The organism is uncultured Winogradskyella sp. (genome assembly GCF_937958655.1).
In the GTDB taxonomy this organism is placed as follows: Bacteria; Bacteroidota; Bacteroidia; order Flavobacteriales; family Flavobacteriaceae; genus Winogradskyella.
The window spans coordinates 37204-58077 of record NZ_CALGNH010000024.1 but is presented as its reverse complement, the minus strand read 5'-3'; the positions used below and the strand labels follow the sequence as shown (position 1 = coordinate 58077).

The window sequence follows — 20874 nt, the reverse complement described above, 5'->3', positions numbered from 1 at the left end:
TTAAGAAAACAAATAGATTGGTGGTTTTAGAAGAAGCGTGGCCATTTGGTAATGTAGCTACTGAAATTACTTACCTTGTGCAATCCGAAGCATTCGATTACTTAGATGCACCAATTGTAAAAATTAATACTGCAGATACGCCAGCACCATACTCACCAGTGCTTTTAGAAGAATGGTTGCCTAATAGTACGGATGTTATCAAAGCGGTAAAAAAAGTTATGTACAAATAAATCGCACTTAATTGCGTTTAATAAACTTCATTAGTGACCTAAAGCTAAAGTTTAGCATGGTTATTAATGAAGTTTGTTTTTTTATAATATGAAAAAGGAATTACTCATACTCTTTTTGTTTTTGGGAATAACTTGTGCCTTTACGCAAACTAAGGTAAGTGGCTATGTGTATGACCAAAGTAATGAGCCTATTCCGTTTGCAAACGTTCTTTTTAAAGGATCTACAGAAGGAACCATTACCAATGAAGATGGAAAATTCTATTTAGAATCTGATGAAGTTTGGGAGACTTTAATAGTATCTTTCATTGGTTTTGAAGTATTAGAAATACCACTCACAAAACGTGTTAATTACGATTTAAAGTTTGTTTTAATAGAAGAGGCCGCCTCCCTTAATGAGGTTGTTATTGTTACTGGTAAGCAATCTAAAAAAGCTTCAGAGAATCCAGCAATACGTATACTCAAAAAGATTTGGGAGCGTAAGCGCAAGAACGGACTTAGGCAATTTAACCAGTATGAGTACGATCAGTACGAAAAGGTTGAGTTTGATATAAATACCATTGACAGTTCCCTCATTAAAAGCAAACTTTTTAAAGGTATGGAGTTTGTGTTTAAAGAAGTTGACACTTCTAAAATTACAGGAAAAACCTACTTGCCAATTTTTTTAAATGAATCTGTTAAAAGAGTTTACGGTAATAATCTTAAAAATGAAAAGCGCGAAGATTTAAAAGGAAATAAAAATTCTGGCTTTAGTAACAATCAGGTGATTATAGATTTTATCGATGATTTGTATGCAGATTATAATATCTACGATAATTACCTTAAATTTTTTGATAAGAGTTTTGTAAGTCCCTTAAGCAAAACAGGTGTGCAAACCTATAATTATGTGCTATCCGATAGTGCTTATATAGACAATAAGTGGTGTTACAATATTATTTATTACCCAAGACGTAAAAACGAGCTTACTTTTAAAGGAGATTTTTGGGTTAATGACTCTACATACGCTATTAAAGACATTAATCTCCAAGCTTCTAAAAGTGCTAATATTAATTGGGTAAAGGAGATTTATATAGAACAAGAATTTGAGGTGCTTAACGATTCTGTGTTTTTGATTAAGCGCGACTATTTTTTATCAGATTTTGCAATCAATAAGAAAGAAAAATCTAGAGGTGTTTATGGTAAAAGAACAACACTTTACGATAATTATCTCTTTAATGAATCAAAAGAAGATCCTAAGTTTTACGAAAAGCAAGTTTATAATTACGATGCCGATGTCTATAATAGAGAAGATGATTTTTGGGATAAGAATAGGCTAGAAGCCTTAAATAAGGACGAAAAAGGGGTTTATAAAATGCTAGATACGCTTAAAACGGTTAATAAATTTAAGCGTATTTACAATCTTGGTAGCATACTAGCATCGGGTTACGTTGAGTTTCCTAGTATTAACTTTGATTATGGTCCAATATTTTCAACCTTTGGTTTTAACGAAGTGGAAGGGCTGAGGTTACGAACTGGTGGTAGAACCTACTTTGGGCGTAATGACCTTTGGCGACTCGAAGGTTTTTTAGCCTATGGCTTTAGAGACGATAAGTTTAAATATGGTATTTCTGGCAAATGGTTATTAGATAAAAAAAGTCGCTTTACATTATTTGGTGGTAATAGACGCGATGTGGAGCAAATAGGAGCTAGTTTAACAAGTTCTACCGATGTTTTAGGGCGTAGTTTAGCTTCGTCTTCAGTTATAAATACTGGTGCTAATGATAAGCTCAGTTCTATTAAATTAACCAACTTTGGAATGTCAATAGAGCCACTTCGCAATTTTGTTATTCGATTAGATGGTAGTTTTAGAACTATCAGTTCTGCGTCACCAACGTTTAGTTTAGATTTTATTGATCCTAACGCTCTAAATGGTGTGTCATCTGAGGTGAGGCAATTTGAAACACGATTAGCCTTAAATCTTTATCCCAAGCGCGAAATGACAGGCTTTGGTGTAGAACGGAGAACTAAAAATGATAACTTTGCTAAGCTTTTTGCACAAATAACGAGAGGAGATCGTAATTGGTTTAATAGTGATTTTGATTATACTAAAGTACAGTTCTCTTACGTACAACCATGGCAAGTTGGAGGTTTCGGAAGACTCACCACATCCATTGAGGCTGGTAAAACCTTTGGAGAAATACCTTTGGCTCTCCTAAGTGTAGTGCCTGGTAATCAAACCTATTTTTCAATCTATAATACCTTTTCGCAATTAGATTTTTATGAATTTGTAACAGATACCTACACCTCTATGCACGTAGAGCATAATTTTAATGGACGTCTGTTTTCTAGAATTCCATTTTTAAAGAAGTACAATCTGAGAGCCATAGCTAGTATTAGAGGAGTCTGGGGGGAGTTATCTGATGAAAATAGAGCGCTTAGTACCACAGGAAATCCTGTAGAGATTCCATTAATTGCACCAAACACAAGGATCTATTACGAGTATAGTTTTGGCATTGCTAATATTTTTAAAATATTAAGATTAGATTTTAATTTTAGAGGGAATTACTTAGATAATCCTAATGCCAGACGTTTTGGTGTTACAGGTAGTTTTGGATTTTATTTTTAAAGGACACGGTTATAGTTATTGATTCAATACTCACTTATTCTTATAATACTTTTTTGTTTTTTTATAAACTTTAATGTTTGGGCTATAAAGAAAAGTTAACTACCGTCATTGATTAATAACAACTAATTCGTTAGTGTTTAAATATAATTTTAGTTGTTTACGTTGAATTGGGTTTCCGTGTTCTATAATAAAGTTAGTTTCACAATCCTTTATATCCACCCAATCTACAATTACAGGGTTTAAAAGCGGTCCAATATCATAAACGCTCTGCTGGGGAAATTCATCACTTTCGGAAACCGCAATCAGCAAACGATACAACGATTTACTTCTTTTATCTTTAGATGTGAATAAGTCGTTTTCAATACTATAGACTTTTACGTCAAAATAGTCTGAGGCAATTCCTTCAATTAAGTTAGCATAATTAAGGATTTTAATGAGCTGTGCATCATTAAACCTAGTTACGTTCAATGTATCCTGTCCTATTATATTTAGGGAAAAGAATAAAGTAGTTAGTACTAGTACTGCGGGTTTTAATTTTATATTTCGCGATCTCATTTAAGATTAATTATGTAGATAAACGTTTAATAAACGAATATTTGTCAGTGAAAATTGTGTAGTATTTATGTCTTCAAATTTTCTTTACAACGACTAATTTGTACAATGTTATAAAAGCCATAAAAAAAGATACTCATATTAAATCGTAACAAGATGTTGTTTGTTAAAAACCTTAAGCTTTTTAGTTGTCTTAATTAAAGACTTAGCTATCTTTGAGGCCTGAAAAATTTATCATCCCAAATTTGGGGTAAAATTAGAATGACAATGAATATAGATAAGAAAATAACTTTTGATGTTTTAATTGAAATCCCAAAAGGGAGTAGAAATAAGTACGAATACGATTTTAAATTGCACAAAATCCGTTTTGATAGAATGTTGTTCTCATCCATGATGTATCCTGGTGATTATGGTTTTGTGCCAGAAACGTTAGCCTTAGATGGCGATCCTTTAGACGTACTCGTTTTAACTGCTGAGCCTACGTTCCCTATGTGCGTCATGGAAGTTAAGCCAATAGGCGTGTTTCATATGGCAGATGAGAAAGGGCCAGATGAAAAAATAGTTTGCGTCCCAGTTTCAGATCCAATTTGGGGTAAAAGAAATGATGTTTTTGATCTTAATCCGCATCGTCTTAAAGAAATAGAACATTTCTTTCAGGTGTACAAAGATTTAGAAAACAAGAAAGTTGATGTAGGTGATTGGGGAGATGCAGCAGAAGCCATTAAAATTTACAATAAATGTATTGAGAGATACGAAAATAGTGAACACAAAGCAAAAGGTGATTTTAAGATCTAATTAGCTTTTAATACTAGCAATTATAAGACCCTTTGGCAATACTCGCTAAAGGGTTTTTCTATTCCCATTCATTTTACTACTTTAGCCCAGCTAAAATTTAATCAAAATTAAAAGTTATAATATGGAATCATACATGATTTATATGCCAGTAATATTGGCAATTCTGGGCTTAATATATATGGGAGTAAAGCGCTCTTGGGTAATGAAGCAAGACGCAGGCGATGGCAAAATGAAAGAGATTTCCGATCATATTTATGTTGGTGCATTAGCGTTTCTAAAGGCAGAATATAAATTACTTACTTATTTTGTTATTGGAGCAAGTTTAGCCTTAGCAGGTATTGCTGCGATTGTACCTACTACACATTGGATGATTATAATAGCGTTTATCGTTGGTGCAGTTTTCTCTGCTGTTGCAGGTAATATAGGCATGCGTATAGCTACAAAAACTAATGTTAGAACTACACAAGCAGCAAAAACAAGCTTACCAAAAGCACTAAGTGTTTCTTTTGGCGGTGGTACCGTAATGGGACTTGGTGTTGCAGGTTTAGCGGTATTAGGTTTAACAGCTTTCTTTATTATATTTTACCAAATGTTTATGGGTGGAGAATGGACAAATACAACAGACATGACGTTGGTATTAGAAACCTTAGCTGGTTTTTCATTAGGTGCTGAGTCTATTGCCTTATTTGCGCGTGTTGGTGGTGGTATCTATACTAAAGCAGCCGACGTTGGAGCGGATTTGGTAGGTAAAGTAGAAGCAGGTATTCCTGAAGATGATCCGCGTAACCCAGCAACCATTGCAGATAACGTTGGTGATAATGTAGGTGATGTTGCAGGTATGGGAGCAGATTTATTTGGCTCTTATGTGGCAACTGTATTAGCGGCAATGGTACTAGGTAACTATATCATTAAAGATATGGGAGGTGCAATTAATGATAATTTTGGTGGTATAGGAACCATCTTATTACCTATGGCAATTGCAGGAGTAGGAATTATAATTTCTATTATTGGAACATTTTTGGTTAAAATATCATCTAATGATGCAAAAGAAGCCCAGGTACAAAAAGCTTTAAATATTGGTAACTGGACGTCTATCGTATTGGTAGCGCTAGCATGTTTTGGTTTGGTAACTTGGATGTTACCAGAAACAATGAAGATGGAATTTTTTGGTGAAGGCTTAAAAGAAATTTCTTCAATGCGCGTATTCTATGCCACTTTAGTTGGTTTAATTGTTGGTGGTGCTATTTCTTCTTTTACAGAATATTATACAGGTTTAGGTAAAAAACCAATTTTAAATATCGTACAACAATCTAGCACAGGAGCTGCAACTAATATTATTGCAGGTTTAGCTACAGGTATGATATCTACATTTAGCTCTGTGCTATTATTTGCTGCTGCAATTTGGTCCTCTTATGCTTTTGCAGGATTTTATGGCGTAGCCATGGCTGCATCTGCTATGATGGCAACAACAGCAATGCAATTAGCAATTGATGCTTTTGGACCTATTGCTGATAATGCAGGTGGAATTGCTGAAATGAGTGAGCAAGATCCAATAGTAAGAGAGCGCACAGATATTTTAGATTCGGTGGGCAATACTACTGCTGCAACAGGTAAAGGATTTGCCATTGCTTCTGCAGCTTTAACAGCATTAGCATTATTTGCAGCTTATGTAACCTTTACTGATATCGACGGCATAAACATTTTTAAAGCGCCAGTTTTAGCTATGTTATTTGTTGGTGGTATGGTGCCCGTTGTATTCTCGGCATTAGCTATGAGTTCTGTTGGTAAAGCAGCCATGGAAATGGTAGAAGAAGTACGTCGTCAGTTTAAAGAGATTCCCGGTATTATGGAAGGTACAGGGAAGCCAGAATACGATAAGTGTGTAGATATTTCTACAAAAGCCTCATTAAAACAAATGTTATTGCCAGGTTTATTAACCATTGGTTTTCCTATTGTAATTGTATTAATAGGAATTCTTATCTATCCAGAAAATCATAAGCTCGTTGCTGAAATGTTAGGTGGCTACATGGCAGGTGTTTCTGTGTCTGGTGTGCTTTGGGCGATTTTTCAGAATAATGCTGGTGGCGCTTGGGATAATGCTAAAAAATCATTTGAAGCAGGTGTAGAAATTAATGGGAAGATGACTTACAAAGGTAGTGATGCGCATAAAGCAGCCGTAACTGGTGATACCGTTGGAGATCCTTTTAAAGATACTTCAGGGCCATCAATGAACATATTAATTAAGTTAACCTGTTTAATTGGTTTAGTGATTGCTCCAATTTTGGGAGGACATGGTGCTGAGGATGGTTTAGCAACGATTGAAGATAAAGTGTCTGTACAGATGACTGTTGCTTCTAAAGATATGGCCAAAGCTACTATAGATTACACGACCATAAAAGACGGTAAAAAAACAAGTGAGGTTATCACTTTTGATGGTACTGAAGCAGAGGTTGAAAAACAAATCAAAGCTTTTGAAAAGACATTAAAAAATGATACTGATGAGGTTGAAATAGTGATTCAAAAAGTAAATACGACAAAAAATTAAATAATAATGTTTAGAAATTAAAACCACGCTAATGAGCGTGGTTTTTTTATTACTTTTATTTAAAATACTATAACATGGGCTGGTTTAAAAAAGATCCGCTTCAAATAATAGCGTTTCAAGGCTATGGCACCAATTCACATTTCTATGCAAGAGGTAGAGCTCTAGAAGATGAATCTATTAATTTAGATCAACAGAATCTATGGCAAGTGATGCTTAATACCTGGAAACGTTTTGAAACCGATGAAGTAAAGCATGTAGCTATACACATAACACTTCCTGATGCAACTGTTTTAAAGGGCAAAACAGATAATCACGGGTATTATAGAATTGAAGCAAATCTCCAAAATTTAGCAGCCCTATCTAATGAAGAAGGTTGGTTGTCCTTTGAGTTGTCTTATGACGATGCTGTTATTAAAAACTATATTCAAAATAACAATAAGTTTGCTGGCAAAATTTTAATTCCAGCTTCTAATGCAGCATACGGAGTTATAAGTGATATTGATGATACGATTCTTCATACAGGTGTTATCTCTAAACTTAAGTGGCGAGTAATTGTTAATTCTTTTTTTAAGCACGCTACAGCTCGGATTCCTCTAGAAGGTGCGGCTTATTTTTACCATAAACTGCATAAAGGGGCTTTAGGGACTGATACTAATCCTATTTTTTATGTCAGCCATAGTCCATGGAATTTATACCGTTATTTAGAGTTGTTTCTAAGGCAGAATGATTTTCCTAATGGACCGATCTTATTAAGAAGTATGAAGCATATTTTTAGAAAAAAATCTGTAGATACTCAACCGCAAAAGCAAAAGGAAATATATAATCTTCTTAAAACCTATCCAAACTTACCTTTTATTTTAATAGGTGATAGTGGAGAGCATGACCCAGATATTTATATGGAAATTGCATCAGCATTCCCAGATCGTATTCTAGCTATTTATTTACGAAGTGTAAAGCATAAAAAGAAAATGCTACGTGTTAGAAGTTTATTAGAACACTTTAAAACCACCGAAGTTGTAATGGCTGAAACTAGTGCGCAAGCTATAGAGCATGCTAAACAACATGGGTTTATTGCTTAAAATAAGCCGTTAATCTGAGCATCAATTTTATTAATGATATCACCTAAATCTTCAGGATTAGTTACAAAATCTAAATCGTCCACATCTATAATAAGCAAGTTGCCTTTATCGTATTTAGAAATCCAAGCCTCATAACGTTCGTTTAATCGGCTTAAGTAATCAATACTAATAGTGTTTTCGTAATCGCGTCCACGTTTATGAATTTGGGCAACTAAATTAGGAATAGAACTGCGTAAATAAATTAATAAATCTGGACCTTTTACAAAGGATTCCATTAATTCAAATAAGGATGCATAGTTTTCAAAATCGCGATTGGTCATTAAACCCATAGCATGCAGATTTGGTGCAAAAATGTGCGCATCTTCATAGATTGTACGGTCTTGTATAATATCTTTTTTACCAGATTGAATTTGATTGACCTGACGAAATCTACTGTTTAAGAAATACACTTGTAAATTAAAGCTCCAACGTTCCATCTGATTGTAAAAATCATCTAAATATGGGTTATCTACAACATCTTCTAATTGGGCTTCCCATTTGTAGTGTTTGGCAAGTAATTTTGTGAGCGTCGTTTTTCCTGATCCTATATTTCCAGCGACAGCAACATGCATAATCTTATTCTAGTTTAAGTTGGTATTGACGTAGAATTTCGTCGTGGTAAATATACAAGGTTTCGTTGGTTACTAAAAACTGACTTATTAACAAAATTGGGTGCTTAATCGGTTGTATATCTTCACTTTTTTTAGACAAAATATGGAGTTTGTCTTGTTTTTTTAAAATCAAATGTGCCTTGCTAAACGCTAAACTTTTATAACCTGTATTTTTATGTTTAGCGATGAGGCTGCCAAAATAACTATACACGTACAAATAATTTTCGGTGAGCATGTAACAGTTGTTGTAATCGCTTTTTAAATCTAGTATTTGAGACTGAACAGGCACTGTTTTTAATCGTACTTTATTCGTTTTATAATCGTACAACTCTAATTGCTGTAAATCTTGATTAAAAATCCAAAGTGTATTATCAAATCCTGTAGAAACAAAACTCACATTTGTGTAAGGTTGTACGGTATTAAAATCTATTTTAAAAACTTCTGCCAAACGGTTATCTAAAATTACAACGGTATTAAAGTCTCTGTAAAACAAATTAATTTTTAAAGGATTAAACGCATCGGCAGAGGTAATTTCGCTAAGCTGAAAATTGGTATAGGTTATCGTGGTGTCTTTAGTCTTTTTATGAAACGTATTATCATCTGTTGTATAATACAAAGTGCCAAAGGTATCGACCCCAAAAATAGCCTTGGCTTTAAATACAGTTGAGTCTTTTAGTATTGTCTTAACTTGCTTTTGGGCAATCACAGTAGAACTAACTAGAACTAGTAAATAGAATAATTTTTGCATACCAATTTGAAAAATACAAAAATTGAACCAAAGGCACTTGTCATTCTGGACTTGTTTCAGAATCTACGTCTAAGTTTTTTAATTATATGCTGAAATGATCCCGAAAGTCGTCGGGACAGCATAACACGAATTTATATGGCTGTTTTAAACAGTGAGTTTATATCCAAAACCACGAACATTAATAATCTGAATATTATCGTCTTGCTTTAACTTTTTTCGAAGTTTAGTAATAAATACGTCCATACTGCGTGCCGAAAAAAAATCGTCTGTTCCCCAGAGTTTATTCAATATCAAAGAACGATCTAAAACTTGGTTTTTGTTTTTAATCAAATGAAATAGTAAGTGTGCTTCTCTATGTGTCAATTGTACTGCATTTTCTTCTCTAAATTGTAGTTGCTGCTTCATGAAGTCGAAGGTGTAATCTCCAACGGCTAAAACTTTCGTTGTTTTTTGAATCTGTGCTCTATTCACTAAATTATGCACGCGAACAATAAGTTCCTCCATGCTAAAGGGCTTTTTAAGATAATCGTTACCACCAATAGAAAAACCTTCTACAACATCGCTGGTTTGAGATTTGGCGGTTAAAAAAATAATAGGAATGCTATCGTCTAGCTTACGAATTTCCTTGGCTAAGGTAAAGCCATCCTTTTTAGGCATCATAACATCTAGTACCAAAACATCAGGTGACGTCGATTGGTATTTTTCAAAGGCCTTTTCTCCATTATCGCACAGGGTAACTTCGAAGTTACGAGTCTCTAAACTTTCTTTAATGATTTGCCCTAAAGCCGCTTCATCTTCGGCTAACAATAGTTTAATTTTTTCAGCCATTTGGAAGTGTAATTTTAAATGTGGTAAGCTGATTAGACAAATCTATGTCTATTTCACCTCCATGTTTTTCTACAATGGTTTTTGTGTAATACAAGCCAATACCAAAGCCTTTAACATCATGGGTGTTACCTTTTGGAACACGATAGAATTTTTCAAATATTTTGTCTTTGTTGGCTTTAGATAAATTAGTACCGTTATCCGAAATATGAATTTCAAAAGTATTGTCTCTAGGAATTAAGGCTACACAAATGATGTCACCTCCATATTTGACAGCATTGTCCAAAATATTATTGAGGGCATTTTCAAAATGAAAAAGATCCACATTAGCCAAGAGCTGATTTACCTTAAAACTTTTATTAAACGTTTTATCTGTAAATCGAATTTTGTAGCGGTTGGTTAAAGAAGTCAACAGTTCAACCATGTTGGCGGACTCTGTGTTTAAATTAAGGCTATCACTATCTAAGGTAGCCGTTTCTAGTAATTTTTCCACCATGGTATTCAATTTAGAGAGTTGCTCGTTAGACATGCCAATATATTTTTGTGTTTTGGCTTTATCGTCGATGCCATTAAAATTACTAATGCTTTCTAAGGCTACTCCTATGGTTGCAATTGGTGTTTTAAACTCGTGGGTAATGTTGTTAATGAGGTCATTTTTTACTTCGGCCAGTTGCTTTTGGTGTTTGATGATTTTTAGGAGGTAAAACAAGCAACTGATTACTGCTAAAATCAGAAGTGTTGAAATTAGTATGCCTGCTAAACTGCGTTTAATTATTGTAGCTTTAGGATTGTTAAATCGCAATTCTAAGGTGCTACCCTTCGGTAAAAATGTAGAGGTAGAGCTTATATGTAATTCAAATGCTTTGTTCTTAGCGTCTTTTTTAGAATTAAGCGAGTCCTTTTTTGGAATTGCCCATACAGGTTGATTTGGAGTATAATTTAGTTGCTGAGCCATATTAATATTTTTACGATCCAACTCAACATTTAAGAGACTATCTACTTTTTTTAAATCTAAGGTATCATTAGTAATAGAAAACAGGACTTTTGTAGTGAGCTTTTCTATATTTTCAAAATAAATACTATCATTTCGTTGTTTTTGATTCGCCTTATATTTAAAGGAATCAGTAACTTTACTTGGAGTCTTCTGGCTGTGAGTACTCATCATAGAATCCGCTCTTCTACCTCTAAAAACCGTTAGACCGTTTATGCGGTTTATATCTAAAGAATCTAAATTTTTAAATTCGTTTTTAGTGTCGTCAATTTCTCCTAAAATCTTATAAAGCTCGCTATCTTCACCCAAAGCATCAGTTTGCGCATCGCCAACTAATGAAATACCAATCGTGGTACGTTCTGCTAAACTGGCATAGTAATCATCGACAGTTTTATCTAAAATTGTTTGAACATCAATAATTAATTGTTGTTTATTCGTTTGGTAATTTTTGTAATTCCAAAACAGCTGAATACCAATAGTAATGATAATAAGAGCAACAATTGCATAAAGAATCCATTTGTATCTTTGATCATTCATGCTTTAAAAGTAAATGTTAAAACCTAGTTTAAAGAATCGCTTAACACACGTTAACACTAGTTAACTCAAAAGATAAAATTCTATATAGATATTTGGAGTGTATTAATCTTAAAAACATAAAATAATAATGAAAAATTTAATAATTTGTTTGGCATTGGTAATTACAAGTATAGGGTTTGGCCAATCAAAATCCTTAGTAAAACAAGTAGATGAAAGTGTAAAAGTAGAAAGTGTTGCTGTAACTGTAACTGTGGATTCTGCTAAAGACATTGAATCTTCTGTTAAAATGGAAGATATAAAAGAAATTTTAAAAATGTCCGATACCAATGAAACTATAAGTTTTAAAATTATTTGTAATGGAAAACGAATGGCTAACGGTGTAAAATCGCACCTGTCGTATTCAGTTGAAGGTAATACTGATGAACCTAAAAAGTTTTTGAAAAGTGTAGAAAAAATAAGAACTTCTGCCATAAATTTCTATAATGAGAACTAAATATTAATTACAATGGCAACAATTTTTAGGCTTTTGGTTTTGGCGTTAACAGTGATCGTTACCACTGTTAATGCCCAAGACTTCCAAGGAGTGGCAACTTACAAAACACAACGTCAAGTTGATATTAAGATAGACAGCACCAAGATGGATGCTGGTGTGCATGCCCAAATGCTGGAGATGATGAAAAAACAGTTTCAGAAGACATTTCAGCTAACTTTTAGTAAAGAAGAGTCCATTTATAAGCAAGAAGAAGAATTAGACAAACCACAAGTAGGTGGTAGCGGATTTAAAATGGTTATGATTGGCGGAGGCGGAGGCTCTGACGTATTGTATAAAAACACAAAAGACCAGAGGTACGCTGAGCAAGTAGATACCTATGGTAAACTATTTTTGGTAAAGGATAGTCTCAAAACGATTAACTGGCAATTAGGTACTGAAACCAAGTTTATAGGAGAATATAAATGCTTTAAGGCTACGTATACCAAAATGGTACCAAAACCAAGAGAAATCCTGTCTACAGACAAAGACGAGGAAATTGATTTAGATACCGAGCCAGAAATGGAGGAACGTACAGTAACGGCTTGGTACACACCGCAAATTCCTGTAAATAATGGACCAGATAATTACCAAGGTCTACCAGGATTAATATTAGAAGTACATGATGGAAAATTGACCATAATCTGTAGCAAAATTGTATTGAACCCTCAGGAAAAAGTTGAGATTACTCAGCCTACTAAGGGTAAAGAAGTTAATAAAGAGAAGTATGAAGAAATTATGGAGAAGAAAGCCAAAGAGATGATGGAGCGTTATCGACCTAAAAAAGGAGATAGAAATGAGGGCAATAGTTTTAGTATAAGTATTGGTGGTTAAAATTTTAGATTATTGATTGTGTTAATATTATGGTAAACCATTAAAAAATGTTTAATGTTTAGTTAAATTTACCAGACAAAAATAATTAAACAAAAGTCTTTATTATGAAATCTATAGCCTTCAATTTAGGTTTTACGCTTTTATTTGTTCTTTCTCTATTTCAATTTAGCACAAACGATTTATCTAAAAAAAGTACAGTTAAGTATTCAGATGATTTTCAAGGCCAGGCCTTTTACGTTTCTAAATCTACTATGGAACTCGGTCGATGGGGAGCGCGCTTAAGTGAAGCACAAAAGAAGCAAGTAGCAGCGCGCTTAAAAAACCGTTTAGAGAAAGAATATATTCTTACATTTAACAAGGAAGAGGCTTTGTTTTATGAAGATGAAAAACTAGACGCCATGTCTGGTGCTACAGACTCTTGGGGAAAGAATTTTGCCCCAGGAAGGCAGTATAAAAATGTAAAGACTAATACACAGATTCAAAGTCAAGAGTTCTACGGAAAAAAGTTTTTAGTAAAGGATAAGCTACAAAACATTGTGTGGAATCTAGAAAAAGAGTCTAAGCAAATAGGTAACTACATGTGTTTTAAGGCTACAGCATCAATACCAACAACAGATTTAACGTGGTATGATTTTTCTTGGGATCGTTTAAGAAACAATACTAATGAAGATGCAACGGATTCAAAAGAAGAGTCAGAAGAAAATAGTATAGAGATGACAGAGGTAGAAGCGTGGTACTCACCTCAAATCCCAGTAGGTCATGGGCCCTTAGAATATTGGGGACTACCAGGTTTAATATTGGAAGTCACTGCTGGTAATACCACAATGCTGTGTACTAAAATTGTAATAAATCCCAAAGATAAATTAGCGATTGAAGCACCAGATAAGGGTAAAGAAGTTACTAAAACTGAATATCAGTCTACCGTAATCGAAAAAATGAAAGAGTTTAGAAATAACAGAATCGGTAGAAGACGAGGATAATTTATTAACAGAATTTTAACGTAATTAAAGTTAACGTTTCGCATCTAAATAAGTCTAAATGAAAGTAAATCTTTGATTGAATGTAACTTTTTTAAGAATCTTAGAATTATAAGTCTACATTTGTTTATCAACATTAACCTTACAAGATGAAAAAGCCACTTTTAAAACTTACTACATTAATATTTTTCTGCTTTTGTGTAGCTTCTTTTGCTCAGCAAGATTTCCAAGGTAAAGCATACTACATGTCTAAAACCACTATGGATTTAGATCAATGGGGAGGACGCGAAATGAGCCCTGATCAAAAAAAGCGTATTGAAGAACGCATGAAAAGCTTTCTCGAAAAGGAATACATACTCACCTTTAATAAGGAGGAGTCTATTTATAAGGAAGATGAGAAGTTAGAAGCACCAGGTTCTGGGAGAGGATGGGGAAGTTTTGGAAGCAGTTTTTCTGGTGGCCCAAAATACAAGAATGTAAAATCTAAAGAGTTGCTTCAGGATCAAGAGTTTTTTGGAAAGCAGTTTTTAATCAAGGACGAATTAAAAACCCTTGAATGGAAAATGGGTACAGAAACTAAGCAAATTGGACAATACACAGCTTTTAAAGCTACGGCTACAAAAACTGTTGACCAATTTGATTGGAGAAGTATGAGACGTCGTGGACGAGGCAGAGACCGCGGAAATGATGAAAAGAAAGAAGGCGAAGTAGCTAAAGATTCTACGAAAGCAAAAGATGACGATCCAATGAGCGAAATTGAAGTGCCCAAAACTATTGAGGTTACGGCTTGGTATACTCCTCAGATCCCAATTAATCAAGGACCAGACGATTTTTGGGGATTACCAGGTTTAATTTTGGAAGTAAACGCTGATCGTACAACAATTTTGTGCACTAAAATTGTTATGAATCCAGATGAAAAAGAAGATATTGATAAACCAGAAAAAGGTGAAGAAGTAACTCAAGCCGAGTATAACGAAATAATTACTAAAAAAATGCAAGAAATGCGCGAGATGTATGGAGGTCGAAGAGGTGGCAGAGGTGGACGTAGAAATTAAGATAGCGCAAATCTAACAATGAAACCTGAGGTTTCGTTACCAATCAGAATAACACAATCAAACTAATGAAAAAATTAATTGTACTACTATGTTTTGTAGTAGCTGGGAGTTCTTTTGCTCAAGTTAAAATGCAAGGAGTAGTAAAAGACAGTATTGGCACACCGCTCGAGTTAGCCAATGTTATAGCTATAAATAATGAAACTAGTGCCCTAGAGTCTTATGCAGTAACCGATGCTAAAGGAAAATATGTTTTAGCTGTAGGTAAAAACGGTAATTACAAAATACAGGTAAGTTACATTGGTCTAAAAACGTTTGAACAACTCATCAGTACCAAGGAAGAAAATATTACCAAAGACTTTACGCTATTGCCAGATAACTCATTAGACGCTGTAGAATTAACCTATGAGATGCCAGTAACCATAAAGGGTGATACTTTAATCTATAATGCAGATTCTTTTAAAAATGGATCTGAACGAAAATTAGAAGATATTTTAGAAAAGTTACCAGGTGTTGAAATTAATGAGAATGGGCAGATTGAGGTTGAGGGCAAAACCGTTAATAAATTAATGGTTAATGGTAAGGATTTCTTTGATGGTGATACTAAACTAGCAACTAAAAATATTCCTTCTAATGCAGTAGATAAAGTTCAGGTTTTGCGAAACTATGCCGAGGTTGGGCAATTACGTAATGTTACAAATAATCAAGATAACGTCGCTATAAATATTAAGCTTAAAGAGGGCAAAGAGAACTTTTGGTTTGGAGATATCACTGCTGGTGCAGGTCAAGCTCCCTCACCAAATGACGAACTCTATTTAGTACAGCCAAAACTGTTTTACTATAGCCCTAAGTATAGTGTTAACCTTATTGGTGATGTAAATAATATTGGAGAAGTAGCACTGACCAATAGAGATTTACGAGGTTTTGGTGGTGGTTTTAGATTGCCAAGCAGAACTAGCGGTACTAACATTAGTCTCGGTAATAATGGTCTAAATGGTTTAACAAGTGTACAAAATGCTCAAGAAGCGATTACAAAATTGGCTACAGCTAATTTTAGTTATTCGCCAAATAAGGCACTGGATCTAAGTGGATTTTTAATATATAACAGTAGCCGCTTAAGAACACGAGAGGATAGTTTTATAGATTATATAGAAGTAGAGGATGATCCTAATACACCAATAGATGAGTCTGAGAGTCTACCTCCAGACGAGGCAACAATTTCTAGGGGAAGAGAAGCAAGTAATCAGGCAATAGCAAAATTAAGTGCTTCATACAAACCAAATGTAAATAATCAGTTGGATTATGATATTTTGGGACGCTTTTCTAATGATGAAGAACGTCAGGATTTATTTTCTTCAGTAATTGGAAATACGGATCAGGTTGATAATGTCACTCCTTTCAGTATCAACCAAAATCTAAATTACTATTACACTCTAAATGAAGATAATATTTTTGCACTAGAGGTTCAACATTTAATAAAAGATGAAGATCCTTTTTACAATGCTTTGTTGACAAATGATCCAGATCCAGCCAATCCTGATGCTTTTGATGCTACGGCTGCAAGTTTAGGGCTTAACGTAGATCAATTAGGTTATAACTTAAACCAACAACGACGTGTTAAAAGCAATCAACTTAATGCAAAATTAGACTACTACAACATCTTAAACGCAAAAAGTAACCTTAATTTGACCCTAGGTACTATATTTAGTAATCAAAGATTTGATTCTAACATTTTTCAGTTTCTTGATGATGATACACGATTAGACCCTACACCAACAATTACAGACTTAGAAGGTAATCCGCTATCAGCAGGTAATGATGATGTTGAGTATCGTTTCAATGATGTGTATCTAGGTGTTCATTACCGATTTAAAACAGGCAAATTTACATTTACACCAGGTGTGTCATTTCATGCTTATGGTAACCAGAACACACAAAATAATGTGACATTTAAAGATAACTTTTTTAATGTGCTACCTGATCTAGAGGCTCGAATACAGTTCAAAAAAAGCGAAGCCTTGCAATTTAATTATAGCATGCAAAACACATTTACAGATATCACCAACATTGCAGAAGGTTTAGTGCTCAATAGCTTTAATAATATTCAGTTTGGTACTGCTGAATTACAAAATGCGTTGTCTCACAATCTGAGATTATTTTATAACAGTTTTAATCTGTTTAATTATACCAATGTTTTTGCATTTGCAAATTATAGCAAGAACATTGATCAAATAAGGCCATTAACCAATTTTGAAAATGTCATTAGAACTAATACGTTTTTTAACTCTCAGTTCGCAGATGAGACATTCATACTTAGTGGAAGGATACAGCGAACATTTGGGAAATTAAGAGCATCAATAAGATCTACTTTTAATTACAGTAAATTCAACCAATTTATTCAAAGTGCCACAAACCCTACAATTAATGAGAGTTTTTCGCACACATACATTCCTGAAATCAGAACTAATTTTAGGGAAGCTCCTAATGTGAGACTACGCTACTCACATAGTATTACCAATAACGAGCAAGGTTCAAATTCAACACGCTTTGTTAGGCGAACACCGTCAGTTAGGTTTGATGCTTATATTTGGGATGCGCTCACTTTCATTACAGATTTTAGATATACAGAGCAAGACAATGGAAACGACGTCCAGTCTTTTAAAACTTGGGATGCTTCGTTACGATACAGAAAGGACAGAGATGCTAAATGGGAGTATTCCTTACGAGCTTCTAATATTTTAGATATAGCTTCTAATATTAGTAATGGAGCAGGTAATATTTCTGTATTTAGTTCTGAAACCTTTGTGCAACCAAGATTTATTACCTTTAGGCTAACCTATACATTATAAATAAAAGAGACTGAATTCTAAGTTAATAAAACAACAGTCTGTTACATAGAACATTGGTTGAAAGCAAAGTACACTTTGATTGAAAGCACACTGCGAAGCAGTCGAAATGCTTTGATAAGCAAGATTTAGATTCCTCGACTATGCTCGAAATGACAGAAAAATTTCTTTCCAGAAAGCCTTGTTATTTATATATGTTTTATGGTACTTATATATCAAAAGCAGCCTTTACCTTATCTACATAGTCTAATTTTTCCCATGTAAATAATTCAACCTCAACCGAAATAGGGTCTCCGTTTGGTCGCTCAAAAGTTTTGGTTACCACATCATGTTCTCTTCCCATGTGTCCATAAGCAGCAGTTTCGCTATACATAGGTTGGCGCAATTTTAAACGCTCCTCTATAGCAGCTGGTCGCATATCAAAAACTTCAGAAACCTTTTGTGCAATCTCACCATCGGTTAAGTTAAAAGCACATGTGCCATAAGTGTCAATAAATATACCCATCGGTTCTACAACACCAATAGCATAAGAAACTTGTACTAAAATTTCTTCGCACACACCTGCGGCTACTAAATTTTTAGCAATATGTCTTGTGGCATAAGCAGCACTACGATCTACTTTACTTGGGTCTTTCCCAGAAAAAGCACCTCCACCGTGAGCTCCTTTTCCGCCATAAGTATCCACAATAATTTTACGACCAGTTAATCCAGTATCTCCATGAGGACCACCAATAACAAATTTACCTGTTGGGTTAATATGGTACGTAATAGCATCGTTAAATAAAGGTTTAATATGATCTGGGACTTTAGCGACCACCCTTGGAATTAAAATCTCAACAATATCTTTTCTAATTTTAGCTAGCATCTGGTTATCCGAGCCAAAGTCATCATGTTGAGTAGATACAACAATGGCATCTATACGCTGAGGTGTATTGTCATCGCTATATTCAATAGTCACCTGGCTTTTAGAATCGGGACGTAAATACGTAATGTCTCTGTTTTCGCGTCTTAAAGCTGCCAGTTCTTTTAAAATTAAATGGGAGATATCTAAAGCCAAAGGCATGTAATTATCGGTTTCATTGGTGGCATAACCAAACATCATCCCTTGGTCACCTGCACCTTGCTCTTCTTTAGAAGCTCTGTCTACACCTCTATTAATATCTTCTGATTGCTCGTGTATAGCCGAGAATACACCACAAGAATTACCATCAAACATATACTCACTTTTAGTATAACCAATTTTATTTATGGTATCTCTTGCTATTTTTTGTACGTCTAGATAGGTGTTGGATTTTACCTCTCCGGCCAATACAACCTGGCCTGTAGTAACTAACGTTTCGCAAGCCACTTTAGATTCTGGGTCAAAAGCTAAAAAGTTATCAATTAAAGCGTCGCTTATTTGGTCAGCAACTTTATCTGGATGTCCTTCAGAAACACTTTCTGAGGTAAATAAATAAGGCATATAACTGTCTTTTATTAGGTGTAAATTGTTTAAATCCGAAAGATTGCTTTGTCGCTAGAGAAGTCGATTACTTACTGCTTTAGCATTTAATTCCCAATTTAATTGAGAATTCATTACGAAAATCCCAAACTTGGAAGAGGTTGCAATCAGACAAATTTTTCCTCTCTTATATTTAAGTCGCAAAGGTAAAGAAATAAAAAGAATTTTTATTTATTTAAAATATTATTAAAAAATTAGGAATTGTAAATTTTCATTTGCAATATTTGCACTCACAAAGTTCAAATCACGTATTGAAATGTTATCAAGAAAGGTGGAGGGATTAGACCCTGAGAAACCTTAGCAACCCTCAGATTTACTGAGAAGGTGCTAAATTCTACTTGAACACGCAAGTCATTTTTTGCAAATTCGGATAGATAACACAACACTAATTACGCTTTCGTAGTTGGTATTTTCTTAATAACATTTTTCTATTATATAGGCTTTTAATTGTGCAGTCTGTTTTGTTTGGCAAATAGTACTCACATATAATTAAAAAAAAACTAGAAAAATGACAACTGTTAATCTGGCTATATTTGGAATTGGTAATGTAGGTTCCATATTAATTGACCAAGTTCAGGATATAAAACAACGACTGCTTGATGAACAAGGATTAGATTTACGTATACCAGTTATAACTAATTCTGCCTTAGCATACTTTACTGATGATACTAATAAAAATTGGCAAACTGATTTTAAAAAGTCATCCGTAAACTATGATATCTTAGACGTAATTAAATATTTTAAGTCACAGCAATTAAAAAACGCCATTGCAGTTGATGTAACTGCTAGTAAAACCTTAGTTGATAACTACGAACTTTTAATAGAAAAAGGGTTTCATATTATTTCTGCTAATAAAATAGCAAATACACTAAGCCAAGATTATTATAATAGGTTAAGACGAGCCCTCAAAGAAAAGGGTAAAAGGTATTTGTACGAAACTAATGTTGGTGCAGGACTACCAATAGTAGAAACCGTTAAAAATTTATACCAGTCTGGTGAGAACGTCACCAAAATAAGAGGTGTGTTTTCAGGATCTCTAAGTTATATTTTTAATACATTTTCTGAAGCCGAAAAACCCTTTAATGACATTTTGAATACCGCTCTATTAGATGGCTTAACCGAGCCAGATCCTAGAGATGATTTATCAGGTAAAGATGTGGCCAGAAAGTTACTCATCTTAGCAAGAGAGTTGGGAATTAAGCATGAGCTAAATGAGATTAAGGTAGCCTCTCTTGTACCAGAAGAGTTAGGTGGGGAAACAACGTTAGAGCAATTTAAAGAACGTTCTTATGAGTTAAACTCAATTTTTGAAAATAAGAAAAAATCTCAAAGCCCAGACACTGTGCTTCGATATATTGGTGAATTAGATGACCTAAATAAAACCCTGGAAGTAAGGTTGACCTCGGTACCTAAGTCCTCACCTCTAGGGCAATTAAAAGGTACGGATAATTTATTTGAAATTTATTCGGAATCTTACGACAAACAACCATTAGTAATACAAGGTGCTGGTGCAGGTAAATCTGTAACGGCTAGAGGTGTTTTATCCGATATCATAAAACTTGCACAAAGTTTAAAATAAGT

The 20874-nt window shown here is 34.1% G+C and carries 17 protein-coding genes and 1 riboswitch; of the genes, 11 read left to right on the top strand and 6 right to left on the bottom strand.

The window, feature by feature from the left end; genetic code table 11:
- On the top strand, positions 1 to 230 hold a 230-nt coding region (locus Q0800_RS04945), incomplete at its 5' end, for a transketolase C-terminal domain-containing protein (RefSeq protein WP_299128082.1).
- 88 nt (positions 231 to 318) lie between these two features.
- Positions 319 to 2832, top strand: coding sequence for a DUF5686 and carboxypeptidase-like regulatory domain-containing protein (locus Q0800_RS04940; RefSeq protein ID WP_299128080.1), 2514 nt, complete (start codon positions 319 to 321; stop codon positions 2830 to 2832).
- A 105-nt stretch (positions 2833 to 2937) separates the two neighbouring features.
- On the opposite strand, the gene Q0800_RS04935 is transcribed toward Q0800_RS04940, so the two are convergent.
- Positions 2938 to 3300, bottom strand: a complete 363-nt coding sequence (locus Q0800_RS04935; protein ID WP_299128077.1) for a hypothetical protein — start codon at positions 3298 to 3300, stop codon at positions 2938 to 2940.
- Positions 3301 to 3651: 351 nt separating this feature from the next.
- On the opposite strand from Q0800_RS04935, the gene Q0800_RS04930 reads away from it, so the two are divergent.
- From Q0800_RS04930 to Q0800_RS04920, 3 genes are all read left to right on the top strand, one after another.
- Complete coding sequence (locus Q0800_RS04930) at positions 3652 to 4179, top strand: inorganic diphosphatase (RefSeq protein WP_299128075.1); 528 nt, start codon at positions 3652 to 3654, stop codon at positions 4177 to 4179.
- 121 nt (positions 4180 to 4300) lie between these two features.
- Positions 4301 to 6724, top strand: a complete 2424-nt coding sequence (locus Q0800_RS04925) for a sodium-translocating pyrophosphatase (RefSeq protein WP_299128072.1) — start codon at positions 4301 to 4303, stop codon at positions 6722 to 6724.
- A gap of 74 nt (positions 6725 to 6798) precedes the next feature.
- On the top strand, positions 6799 to 7803 hold the full coding sequence (locus tag Q0800_RS04920; protein WP_299128071.1) for a phosphatase domain-containing protein: 1005 nt from the start codon (positions 6799 to 6801) through the stop codon (positions 7801 to 7803).
- Here Q0800_RS04920 and Q0800_RS04915 read toward each other — a convergent pair.
- The 4 genes from Q0800_RS04915 to Q0800_RS04900 all read right to left on the bottom strand — a co-directional run bounded on the left by Q0800_RS04915 (position 7800) and on the right by Q0800_RS04900 (position 11554).
- Entirely contained in the window at positions 7800 to 8414 is a 615-nt protein-coding gene (locus tag Q0800_RS04915) for a deoxynucleoside kinase (RefSeq protein ID WP_299128069.1), read from the bottom strand. The genes Q0800_RS04920 and Q0800_RS04915 overlap by 4 nt on opposite strands.
- 4 nt (positions 8415 to 8418) lie before the next feature.
- Positions 8419 to 9201 (bottom strand): hypothetical protein, encoded by a 783-nt coding sequence (locus tag Q0800_RS04910; RefSeq protein ID WP_299128068.1) that lies wholly within the window; start codon positions 9199 to 9201, stop codon positions 8419 to 8421.
- A 144-nt stretch (positions 9202 to 9345) separates the two neighbouring features.
- Positions 9346 to 10029 carry a response regulator transcription factor gene (locus tag Q0800_RS04905; RefSeq protein ID WP_299128065.1) on the bottom strand — a complete coding sequence of 228 codons (684 nt, stop codon included), beginning with the start codon at positions 10027 to 10029 and terminating at the stop codon, positions 9346 to 9348.
- Positions 10022 to 11554: an ATP-binding protein gene (locus Q0800_RS04900; RefSeq protein ID WP_299128064.1), complete on the bottom strand. Its 1533-nt coding sequence runs from the start codon at positions 11552 to 11554 to the stop codon at positions 10022 to 10024. The genes Q0800_RS04905 and Q0800_RS04900 overlap by 8 nt, the downstream gene beginning before the upstream one ends.
- 127 nt (positions 11555 to 11681) lie before the next feature.
- Here Q0800_RS04900 and Q0800_RS04895 point away from each other — a divergent pair, with 127 nt between their 5' ends.
- The 5 genes from Q0800_RS04895 (at position 11682) to Q0800_RS04875 (ending at position 17795) form a co-directional block, all read left to right on the top strand.
- Complete coding sequence (locus Q0800_RS04895) at positions 11682 to 12047, top strand: hypothetical protein (RefSeq protein ID WP_299128063.1); 366 nt, start codon at positions 11682 to 11684, stop codon at positions 12045 to 12047.
- A gap of 12 nt (positions 12048 to 12059) precedes the next feature.
- A complete protein-coding gene (locus tag Q0800_RS04890; RefSeq protein WP_299128062.1) occupies positions 12060 to 12917 on the top strand; it encodes a GLPGLI family protein in 858 nt (285 codons plus the stop codon).
- 104 nt (positions 12918 to 13021) lie between these two features.
- Entirely contained in the window at positions 13022 to 13897 is an 876-nt protein-coding gene (locus Q0800_RS04885) for a GLPGLI family protein (protein ID WP_299128061.1), read from the top strand.
- Between the two features lie 146 nt (positions 13898 to 14043).
- On the top strand, positions 14044 to 14949 hold the full coding sequence (locus tag Q0800_RS04880; protein WP_299128060.1) for a GLPGLI family protein: 906 nt from the start codon (positions 14044 to 14046) through the stop codon (positions 14947 to 14949).
- A 65-nt stretch (positions 14950 to 15014) separates the two neighbouring features.
- Positions 15015 to 17795 carry a carboxypeptidase regulatory-like domain-containing protein gene (locus Q0800_RS04875; protein ID WP_299128059.1) on the top strand — a complete coding sequence of 927 codons (2781 nt, stop codon included), beginning with the start codon at positions 15015 to 15017 and terminating at the stop codon, positions 17793 to 17795.
- A gap of 205 nt (positions 17796 to 18000) precedes the next feature.
- Here the strand turns inward: Q0800_RS04875 and metK are convergent, their stop codons facing one another.
- The gene (metK, locus tag Q0800_RS04870) at positions 18001 to 19254 is read right to left on the bottom strand and encodes a methionine adenosyltransferase (protein WP_299128058.1); all 1254 of its coding nucleotides are present in this window, start codon (positions 19252 to 19254) and stop codon (positions 18001 to 18003) included.
- A 295-nt stretch (positions 19255 to 19549) separates the two neighbouring features.
- Positions 19550 to 19674, top strand: a riboswitch (SAM riboswitch).
- Between the two features lie 127 nt (positions 19675 to 19801).
- Here metK and Q0800_RS04865 point away from each other — a divergent pair.
- Positions 19802 to 20872 carry an aspartate kinase gene (locus Q0800_RS04865; protein ID WP_299128057.1) on the top strand — a complete coding sequence of 357 codons (1071 nt, stop codon included), beginning with the start codon at positions 19802 to 19804 and terminating at the stop codon, positions 20870 to 20872.
- The last annotated feature ends 2 nt before the right edge of the window (positions 20873 to 20874 follow it).